Below are 8,907 nucleotides of genomic sequence, written 5' to 3'. Positions count from 1 at the left end.
ACCCGTGCCGAAGGCTATTTGCAAGGACACACGTATGTCAGTAGTACCGGAGCTGGAAGCCTTTTTGGAACTGGCCGAGTTCAGCCGCATGACCGGCAAAAGCCAGGCCCTGCATGACCTGAGCCCGGCGCAGGCCCGGCTGGAGTTTGAAATGAGTGCCGGGGTGCTGGACGAGCCGTTGTCGGGCATCGACAGTTACGACCTGCGCCTGCCGGCCCGGGATGGTTTCAGCTTGCCAGCGCGCCTGTATCGCGCCCCGCAGCTAACGCCACAACCGCTGCCGGTGGTGGTCTACTTCCACGGCGGCGGTTATGTGATTGGCAGTCTGGACAGCCACGACGGGCTGTGTCGCCGGTTGGCCCATGCCGGGCAATTCGCCGTGCTGGCCGTGGATTACCGGCTGGCCCCGGAGTGGGTGTTCCCCACGGCGGTGCAAGATGCCTGCGACGCAGTGAACTGGTTGCTGCGCGAGGGCGCCCGTCATGGGCTGGACGCCACCCGTGTGGCGTTTGCCGGTGACAGTGCGGGCGGCACATTGAGCACAGTGCTCGCGATTCTGGCGGTGCGTGACCCGCAGGAGGTGGCCATCGTGCCGCGCGCGCAGGTGTTGCTGTACCCGGTCACTGACGGCAGTTGCAAACGTGAATCCCACCAGCGTTTCGCCCACGGGTATCTGCTCGAAACCGCCACCATGGACTGGTTCTACGGGCACTACACCCGAACCACGGCGGATGTGCAGGATTGGCGTCTTTCACCGTTACTGGCCCCGGATGTCAGCGGCGTGGCCCCTGCGTTGGTGTACCTGGCCGGGTTTGATCCGTTGCATGACGAGGGGCTGGCCTATGCCGCCAAACTGGAACAGGCGGGCAATGAGGTGGTGAGGTGGGAAGAACCGGGGATGACCCATGACTTCATGCGCATGAGCGGCTTGCTCGAAGAAGTGGCCGGGATTCATGAGCGGGTGGCGGGCTGGCTGGATGAGCGGCTGGCCGGGTGAGGGCGCGCCCTCACTCACCCACGCTGAGTTGCGCAATCAACCAGATGTTGGCCCCGCTGATCACCGCGAACAGAAACCACGCCAGCAAGCGCGTCGGCAGGCGGTTGACGAAGGGGCCCATCAGTTTGACGTCGCTGGTCATGCGGATCAGGGGGTAGAGCGCAAACTGCAATTGCAGGCTGAGCACCACCTGACTGAGGATCAGCAGCTTGCCGACGGCGTTGTCGCCCATCAACCAAACGCCCGCAAATGCCGGGATCAAGGCCAGCCCGCGGGTAATCAGGCGCCGCTGCCAGCACGGGATGCGCGGTCGAGGTAGCCTTCCATGATGACTTGACCGGCGATGGTGCCGGTGAACGTCGAGCTTTGCCCGGACGCCAGCAGCGCCACGCCAAACAGCACGCTGGCCATCGCGCCGCCCACGAGTGGGTCGAGCAGGCGGTAGGCGTCCTGGATTTGCACCACGTCGGTGTGGCCGGTTGTGTGAAACGCGGCCGCCGCCAGAATCAGGATCGCGCCGTTGACCATCAGCGCCAGCGCCAGCGAGCCGATGGTGTCGATCCGCGCCAGCCTTACGGCGTCGAGCTTGCTGGCGTAGTCGTTGCCCACCCGCCTTGTTTGCACCACGGAGCTGTGCAAGTACAGGTTGTGCGGCATCACGGTGGCGCCGAGGATGCCGATGGCCAGGTACAGCGGCGCCGCTTCGCTGATCGCCGAAAGGGACGGTTTGAATCCGTCGAAGACGTCAGGCCAATAGGGTTTGATCAGCACCAGCTCGACGAAAAAGCACACGCCAATCGTCATCACCAGCACCAGCATGATGGCTTCCAGCCGACGGAAGCCTTTGCCTTGAAGGGCCAGGATCAGCAGGGTGTCGAAGGCCGTCAGCGCGATGCCGAAGGTCAGCGAGCAGCCCAGCAACAAGTGGAACGCCAAGGCGCAGCCAAGGACTTCGGCGAGGTCGGTGGCAATGATCGAGACTTCGGCCAGCAGCCACTGCACCCTGGCTGAGCGCGTGCTGTAGCGCTGGCGGCACAGTTGCGCCAGATCGCGGCCGGTGGCGATGCCGAGTCGCGAGCACAGGCATTGCACCGCCATGCCCGCGAGGCTGGCCAGCAACACGACGAATAACAGGTTATAGCCGTAGCGCGACCCGGCTTCGATGGCGGTCGCCCAGTTGCCGGGGTCCATGTAGCCAATACTGATCAGCAGGCCCGGCCCGGCAAAACGCAAGGCGCGCTTCCAGAACGGTGCGCGGGGGTCCACCGCTACGCTGCCGCTGACTTCAGGCGGGCAGAAGGGCGCCGTGGGGATTTTCGGCAGGCTGAATGTCAAGTGCAGGCTCCGGTTGTTTTTGTGCGGGAGGCGGGCAGGGGCAATGGGTGTGAGGTTACATCGGTCGTGGGGTTTTTTCCGCCGATAGGGTCGATACAGCGGGGCTATTGCTGTTTTTACAGTCACGGGGGCGGCGATCTGTCTCGACGGTCAGTCCTGAGCTGGAGCCAAGCGGGGTCGGCCTGTTACCATTCGGCACTTTGTTTTATCTCCACTTCGAGACCGCCCATGACCACCGTTCGCACGCGCATTGCGCCATCGCCTACCGGCGACCCCCACGTCGGCACCGCTTACATCGCTTTGTTCAACTACTGCTTCGCCAAGCAGCATGGCGGCGAGTTCATCCTGCGGATCGAAGACACCGACCAATTGCGTTCGACCCGTGAGTCCGAACAGCAGATTTACGATGCGCTGCGCTGGCTCGGCATCACCTGGAGCGAAGGCCCCGACGTTGGCGGCCCGCATGGCCCGTATCGTCAGAGCGAGCGCAGCGATATTTATAAGCAGTACACCCAGCAACTGGTCGACATGGGGCATGCGTTCCCTTGTTTCTGCACCGCACAAGAGCTGGACCAGATGCGCGCCGAGCAAATGGCCAAGGGCGAGACCCCGCGCTACGACGGTCGCGCGCTGTTGCTGTCCAAGGAAGAAGTGGCCCGGCGCCTGGCCGCTGGCGAGCCACACGTGATCCGCATGAAAGTGCCGACCGAAGGCGTGTGCGTGGTGCCAGACCTGCTGCGCGGCGACGTCGAGATCCCGTGGGACCGCATGGACATGCAAGTGCTGATGAAGACCGACGGCCTGCCGACGTACTTCCTGGCCAACGTGGTCGACGATCATTTGATGGGCATCACCCACGTATTGCGCGGGGAAGAATGGCTGCCGTCGGCGCCGAAACTGATCCTGCTCTACGAGTACTTTGGCTGGGAACAACCGCAGTTGTGCTACATGCCACTGCTGCGTAACCCGGACAAGAGCAAGCTGTCCAAGCGCAAGAACCCGACCTCGGTCACGTTCTACGAGCGCATGGGCTTCATGCCCGAAGCGATGCTCAACTACTTGGGTCGCATGGGTTGGTCGATGCCTGACGAGCGCGAGAAGTTCTCGCTGCAAGAGATGGTCGACAACTTTGACCTGTCCCGTGTTTCGCTGGGCGGTCCGATTTTCGATATTGAAAAACTCTCCTGGCTCAATGGCCAATGGTTGCGTGACTTGCCGCTGGACGAATTTGCCAGCCGTGTCCAGCAATGGGCGCTGAACCCCGAGTACATGATGAAGATCGCGCCGCTGGTACAGGGGCGGGTCGAGACGTTCAGTCAGATCGCGCCGCTGGCCGGGTTCTTCTTCTCGGGTGGCTTGCAACTGGATGCCAAGCTGTTTGAGCACAAAAAGTTGTCCGGCGATCAAGTGCGTCAACTGATGCAACTGATCCTGTGGAAGCTCGAAAGCCTGCGTCAGTGGGAAAAAGACGCCATCACCGGTTGCATACAAACGGTGGTGGATGCCCTTGAGCTGAAGCTGCGCGATGCGATGCCGCTGATGTTTGCGTCGATCACGGGGCAGGCCAGCTCGGTGTCGGTGCTGGACGCCATGGAGATTCTGGGCCCGGACCTCACGCGTTTCCGCTTGCGTCAGGCGCTGGAACTGCTGGGCGGTGTCTCGAAGAAAGAAAACAAAGAGTGGGAAAAGCTGTTCAACGCAATCGCTTGATCGGTTTTGAGGTGCCGTCGCTGCCGCAGGCTGGGGTCAGGACCGCTGCGCGGCCCTTTTAGGCCTTTGGCAGCGACGGCACGTTTTGTATGCGGGGCCCGTATTTACGGGGTGGGAAGGGTAAGTGGTTGTTCTCTCGACCATTTTTTTTAAAAAACTTTGAAAATAAGTTTGACAGCCTACCGATCCAGTCTTAATATGCGCCCCGTCCACACAGCAACACGCAACACTGACTGTTTGGGGCTATAGCTCAGCTGGGAGAGCGCTTGCATGGCATGCAAGAGGTCAACGGTTCGATCCCGTTTAGCTCCACCAAATTTACAGTTCAATGCTTGGCCACACCGGCATTGAATCGATCAGCACTCAGCGCTGATCATTGTTAGAAGGTTTGTGTCCCCTTCGTCTAGTGGCCTAGGACACCGCCCTTTCACGGCGGTAACAGGGGTTCGAGTCCCCTAGGGGACGCCAGTTTTACAGAAGCAGCACTTCGGTGTTGCTCCGCCGCCAGGCGATAAATCGGGGCTATAGCTCAGCTGGGAGAGCGCTTGCATGGCATGCAAGAGGTCAACGGTTCGATCCCGTTTAGCTCCACCAATTTACAGTTCAACGTCGGGCCACACTGGCGTTGAAGCGATCAGGCAAATGCCTGATCACTGTTAGAAGGGTTTGTGTCCCCTTCGTCTAGTGGCCTAGGACACCGCCCTTTCACGGCGGTAACAGGGGTTCGAGTCCCCTAGGGGACGCCACGATTACCCGCTCTGCGGGATTTTTAAGGGTCATTCAATTATTGAGTGGCCCTTTTGTTTTTTAGGCTCCGAAAGGCCCGGTTTAGAAGGCTTTCAGCCCTATCAGTACCACTCGTCGGCACTGTGCGCCCGCATCACGTGTCACAGTCAGAACCGATCAATTCCCTCTCCCGATGATTAAAGTCCGCATTGCTTGCCAGTGGTGCACTGGGGTTATTCCAAACCTCAATGAATCCAAGCGAGCGGCAATCCTTGCCCGGTGCTCCCGTTGTTTCAGGCGGTGCACAGGGGTGCCTTAATCGGGTGTGCTCACTCCTTGAAGTGAACACGTCAAAGTTCGGCTCTTGGCTCCATCAGGCTGCGACATTCCAATGCCGCTTCACAGTGGCAAGGCTGATGCCAAGCGCGGTAGCCGTCCGCGATTGACTCACGCCAGCGGCCTTCTGAGCCTGCACAGCCGACGTGGTGCCAGTAGCCGCAGGTCGACCTAGAGTCTTGCCCTCTGCCTTTGCACGCTCAAGCCCAGCCTGAGTACGCTCAATCAGCAGGTCACGCTCGAACTCAGCGACAGCAGCGAGCACCTGCATCGTCATTTTGCCCGCTGCACTTGTCAGGTCTACACCGCCCAAGGCGAGGCAATGCACACGAACACCCATCGCATCCAGTCGCTCTACTGTGCTGCGCACGTCCATTGCGTTACGACCCAGACGGTCGAGCTTGGTCACAATAAGCACATCTGTACTCTCCATGCGCTCTAGCAGCTTCATGAACCCCGGACGCTCAGCAGCAGAAGTGCTGCCTGAGATTGTCTCTTGTACGACGCGCTGGGGTTGCACGTCAAAGCCAGCATTGTGTACCTCCAAGACTTGGTTAGCAGTGGTCTGGTCAGTGGTCGATACTCGGGCATACAGGAAGGTACGGCTCATGCTGTGTCTCCAGCGCTAGTGTCATCTAATGTGGTGTCAAGGTACGCTAGTGTCACTTAATCGTAAAGCACGTTTTATGACACCAGCCTTAAACACTGACAGACGGTAGCACCTAACGGACGTTTAATGACACCTAACAGCTACCAGCCATTCAGGCCACCATGCAGCAGCACGTCCCACAGAGACCTAGGGTGATACTGTGATGACGCAAAGGAGGGTCAGCACAGCAGGCTGATGGCAGCATCGCACGGTGTTGTACGTGGCAGCACCGCATCCTCTCGACGCGCTGCGCAGTGCGTGAGGCTTCCAGAAACGCGAGCACGATGCTTCAAGGCGCGATGCTCAGGCGCAGGATGTGCGCGACCAACACCGCAGGCCCGCGCAGGATCAGTACGCCCGCTCGCGCCTGAGCCCGCGCGTTAAGGAGCCACCGGCAGGACCGGCATGGGGGCGAGGCTGTGCTTTCAGTGGAGGGACCCTCTCGCGTGAATATAATAATTTTAGGTTTCAGCCAGAGGCCAAAAAGGGAAGCAGCCTTTAGGCCACTTCCAGATGTTGCTGTGAATGCCGGTGTAAATGCTGCTCTAGCAGTTCGATCTGTTCAGCACGCTCGGCGTGTTCCATAAGGATTTCACGGACAACCCAAGCGGGGACAGTCAGAAGCTGCATGTCCCAGTGCATGAACCCACCGAGGTCGGTGCCTTCCCAGTCAACGATTACCGGCAGGTGATAATTCCTAGGCCAGATGCAATGCTGAGCCATGCTCTTATCATGCGGCCACGTGATCTCAATCGGGCAGCCCGCCACCACACTGGGTAGACCGCTCACCACGTACCGCAAGCCGCAGGGTGAAGTGTCAGACAGCACGTACTCTTCATGCCAACCCTTCATCCGCGGCGGAGTCCGACTGATGCAACCTCGGGCGCTCACGCCGCCACCTCTGACATTGCCGGGACGCGGTGTTGGGCGCGGTGCAGTGCAACGAGCACTTCCATAGCCAAGTATTTCTCACCGTTCAGAGTGACAACGTACGTCCCAGTGTTCGTTGAACCTCCGGCAACATCTCCAGCCTCACGGCTACGGGTGCCAGTGCAGCCGTTCCAGCGCAACCAGCGCAACCCAGACGGTGAGGTGAGATCGGTGCTGAATGCCTCGGTGAAAGTACGCAGGATCTTGCGAGTGATTTTAGCTTTCATGGGGTTCTCCAATAGGTGCGGCCCACCCATTGGGCAAGCATCAAGTTCGATTAGGTTTAGGGAAGGCACCGGCCTGTACAGCGGCAGCAATTGTGCGAACTAGCAGCACCAGTTCCCGGTGAATACTCAGCAGCGGGGTAAGGGCAGCACGTGACTGTTCAGGATCACCGGACAGCAGCGCGTCCACAGCAAGCATCAGTGTCTCGGTATCGAGCTGAACGCTCCCGGCACGGAGCACAACGCCCCCTGAGAGGTGGTATCGACCGACCTGAATCGGCCCCAGCCGGTTCAGCATCAACTGCTGATCTAGTAGTCGGGTAGTTCGTAGGTGTCGCTGCTGCCAGTTCTCAGAGGCGTTCGCGTCCTTCGGGATGTACACCACCTGCCCGTCAGGCAGGGTCTTGAACACGCTCGGGACTCGGGCCCCGTTGCAGGCTCGGCAAGTCAGGTTCCGGGTATGCCGCTCGTTCCCACCGCATTCAGTGCAACGCCAATCTGGATCATTGAAGGTTTTCGCACCGGACATGACAGCAGCGTACCGAGCAGGCTTCATCACCCGCATACTCTGTAGCCTCGCCTCATACCCCGGATACCCGAGGCGCATCTTTATGAGGTCATTAGCGGAGGGGTGTTGCCCACGCCGAAGCGCAGGCTGTTCAGCGATCACACCAACGCCTGCAACTTGTCAGCGAACCCACCAGCAATACGCGGGATCGAACGGCCTTCTCGTGCACAGTCACGGGCAATACGGCGACGATCTTCAAGAGCGCGCTCTTGACCAGCAACGCAGGCTTCTACTGGCACCCAAATCTGGCCAATGTACTGACTCAAGACCCAACCGTCGCCGGGTTGAACTTCAAGGTTGTAACTGCACCCGGCAGTCGCTGTGCCCACACCTTCAAAGGATACGGTTCCACGCGACTTGCATTCACCGGCCCATGCATCAGCGATAGCGCGCCAATCTTTGCCACGACCAGCAACCAGCGCAGGGACATTCACACCGGGGCCAGCAAGGTTTTGAGCCATACCAGATCGGTCGGTGTCAACCAGCTCAAGCAGGAACTTGAACTCAGCCGCGCTCAGGGACTTCGATGCGTCGATAGCGGCCAACTCACCGACAGCGGCAACCTGCAAACGGCTCTGCCAATCCTTGTGCACCTCAGCGGCAGCAGTGCGCTCACGCATGGACAACTCAACGTATCGGTTTAGTTGCAACTTGTGTAATGCATGCGCAGCGAACACCCGCACCGCGTACTCAATATCTTGAACAGTCTTGATGTCGTCACCCGCAGCCTTGCGTAAGTCCTCACTCATCTGTCCACCTTTGGTGCGGAAGTGGTACGACACTGGCTCACCAGCACTAATACCGGCTGCGTACAGCACACGAGATGGAAGCGCAGAGCTTACGGTGCAATCCAGAACGGCTTGCGCTTGAGCCAGCAGATCAGCCAGCGCAGGGACAGGTGGGGCAACTGGCGAGGCGCTTGGGACGATGGTTAGTGCCACAGCCTCCACAGCGGCATCTCCCGCTGTGATCGGGGCCATTAGATCGGCATCGGATAAGCGAGCGAATTGTTCAGCGGTCGGGGTTTTAGAAGCGGTCATAGTGGGTCTCCTTAATTAGTGGCGTGTTATTCGGTTGGTGCGTCGCGGTATGCCTGAGCGAATGACTGGGCCGTTTCGCTTGAGTCGGCATCTATGCCGCTGTTCTGGAAGTAATAAGCAGCCAGAGCCAAGTCGCCTCGGGTCAGGTCTTTGCCGTCGAGGATTTGAGCGATCTCGGTCTCATATTTCGCCTTCACGGCAAGGCGCGACGAACTGCGTAAATGGCTGGTAAGGAACTCCAAACGGGTCCTCTCGTGGTACGACATGAATCGCCCCTAGTTTCGTAGACACCTCCAAGCCTTAAAATGAGGCCCATTAGGAGGTGCCATGAGCAACCAGCGATATCCCGAAGAATTCAAAATCCAGGCGGTCAAACAAGTGACCGAAAAGAA

At 59.4% G+C, this 8,907-nt stretch carries 8 protein-coding genes, 4 tRNA genes and 1 pseudogene; 6 read left to right on the top strand and 7 right to left on the bottom strand.

Annotation, left to right across the window (positions count from 1 at the left end):
* The first annotated feature begins 34 nt into the window (after nt 1-34).
* A complete protein-coding gene (locus tag TU74_RS18230) occupies nt 35-997 on the top strand; it encodes an alpha/beta hydrolase fold domain-containing protein (RefSeq protein WP_048377267.1) in 963 nt (320 codons plus the stop codon).
* Nucleotides 998-1,007: 10 nt separating this feature from the next.
* Here the strand turns inward: TU74_RS18230 and TU74_RS18225 are convergent.
* Nucleotides 1,008-2,332 (bottom strand): annotated as a pseudogene (locus tag TU74_RS18225) (Nramp family divalent metal transporter).
* Between the two features lie 228 nt (nt 2,333-2,560).
* Here TU74_RS18225 and gltX point away from each other — a divergent pair.
* The 5 genes from gltX (at nt 2,561) to TU74_RS18200 (ending at nt 4,788) form a co-directional block, all read left to right on the top strand.
* Nucleotides 2,561-4,042 carry a glutamate--tRNA ligase gene (gltX, locus tag TU74_RS18220; RefSeq protein ID WP_048377266.1) on the top strand — a complete coding sequence of 494 codons (1,482 nt, stop codon included), beginning with the start codon at nt 2,561-2,563 and terminating at the stop codon, nt 4,040-4,042.
* A gap of 239 nt (nt 4,043-4,281) precedes the next feature.
* Nucleotides 4,282-4,357, top strand: a tRNA-Ala gene (locus tag TU74_RS18215).
* A gap of 77 nt (nt 4,358-4,434) precedes the next feature.
* Nucleotides 4,435-4,510, top strand: a tRNA-Glu gene (locus TU74_RS18210).
* A gap of 50 nt (nt 4,511-4,560) precedes the next feature.
* Nucleotides 4,561-4,636: transfer RNA gene (locus TU74_RS18205), tRNA-Ala, on the top strand.
* Nucleotides 4,637-4,712: 76 nt separating this feature from the next.
* Nucleotides 4,713-4,788: transfer RNA gene (locus TU74_RS18200), tRNA-Glu, on the top strand.
* A 353-nt stretch (nt 4,789-5,141) separates the two neighbouring features.
* Here the strand turns inward: TU74_RS18200 and TU74_RS18195 are convergent.
* From TU74_RS18195 to TU74_RS18170, 6 genes are all read right to left on the bottom strand, one after another.
* The gene (locus TU74_RS18195) at nt 5,142-5,714 is read right to left on the bottom strand and encodes a recombinase family protein (protein ID WP_048377265.1); all 573 of its coding nucleotides are present in this window, start codon (nt 5,712-5,714) and stop codon (nt 5,142-5,144) included.
* 537 nt (nt 5,715-6,251) lie between these two features.
* Complete coding sequence (locus tag TU74_RS18190; RefSeq protein ID WP_048377296.1) at nt 6,252-6,476, bottom strand: hypothetical protein; 225 nt, start codon at nt 6,474-6,476, stop codon at nt 6,252-6,254.
* A 164-nt stretch (nt 6,477-6,640) separates the two neighbouring features.
* Entirely contained in the window at nt 6,641-6,910 is a 270-nt protein-coding gene (locus TU74_RS18185) for a hypothetical protein (protein ID WP_048377264.1), read from the bottom strand.
* Nucleotides 6,911-6,950: 40 nt separating this feature from the next.
* The gene (locus tag TU74_RS18180) at nt 6,951-7,319 is read right to left on the bottom strand and encodes a hypothetical protein (protein ID WP_241485591.1); all 369 of its coding nucleotides are present in this window, start codon (nt 7,317-7,319) and stop codon (nt 6,951-6,953) included.
* Nucleotides 7,320-7,573: 254 nt separating this feature from the next.
* Nucleotides 7,574-8,515 carry a hypothetical protein gene (locus TU74_RS18175; protein ID WP_048377263.1) on the bottom strand — a complete coding sequence of 314 codons (942 nt, stop codon included), beginning with the start codon at nt 8,513-8,515 and terminating at the stop codon, nt 7,574-7,576.
* 26 nt (nt 8,516-8,541) lie between these two features.
* A complete protein-coding gene (locus TU74_RS18170; RefSeq protein WP_048377262.1) occupies nt 8,542-8,781 on the bottom strand; it encodes a hypothetical protein in 240 nt (79 codons plus the stop codon).
* Nucleotides 8,782-8,907 lie beyond the last annotated feature (126 nt).

It is taken from the genome of Pseudomonas lundensis, assembly GCF_001042985.1.
In the GTDB taxonomy this organism is placed as follows: Bacteria; Pseudomonadota; Gammaproteobacteria; order Pseudomonadales; family Pseudomonadaceae; genus Aquipseudomonas; species Aquipseudomonas lundensis.
This window is presented reverse-complemented; position numbering and strand designations above follow the sequence as displayed.

What these genes read in the sequence shown, in the direction of transcription:
- TU74_RS18195 (WP_048377265.1), bottom strand. Translation starts at nt 5,714, where the DNA reads ATGAGCCGTACCTTCCTGTATGCCCGAGTATCGACCACTGACCAGACC.
- gltX (WP_048377266.1), top strand. Translation starts at nt 2,561, where the DNA reads ATGACCACCGTTCGCACGCGCATTGCGCCATCGCCTACCGGCGACCCC.
- TU74_RS18170 (WP_048377262.1), bottom strand. Translation starts at nt 8,781, where the DNA reads ATGTCGTACCACGAGAGGACCCGTTTGGAGTTCCTTACCAGCCATTTA.
- TU74_RS18230 (WP_048377267.1), top strand. Translation starts at nt 35, where the DNA reads ATGTCAGTAGTACCGGAGCTGGAAGCCTTTTTGGAACTGGCCGAGTTC.
- TU74_RS18190 (WP_048377296.1), bottom strand. Translation starts at nt 6,476, where the DNA reads ATGGCTCAGCATTGCATCTGGCCTAGGAATTATCACCTGCCGGTAATC.
- TU74_RS18175 (WP_048377263.1), bottom strand. Translation starts at nt 8,515, where the DNA reads ATGACCGCTTCTAAAACCCCGACCGCTGAACAATTCGCTCGCTTATCC.
- TU74_RS18185 (WP_048377264.1), bottom strand. Translation starts at nt 6,910, where the DNA reads ATGAAAGCTAAAATCACTCGCAAGATCCTGCGTACTTTCACCGAGGCA.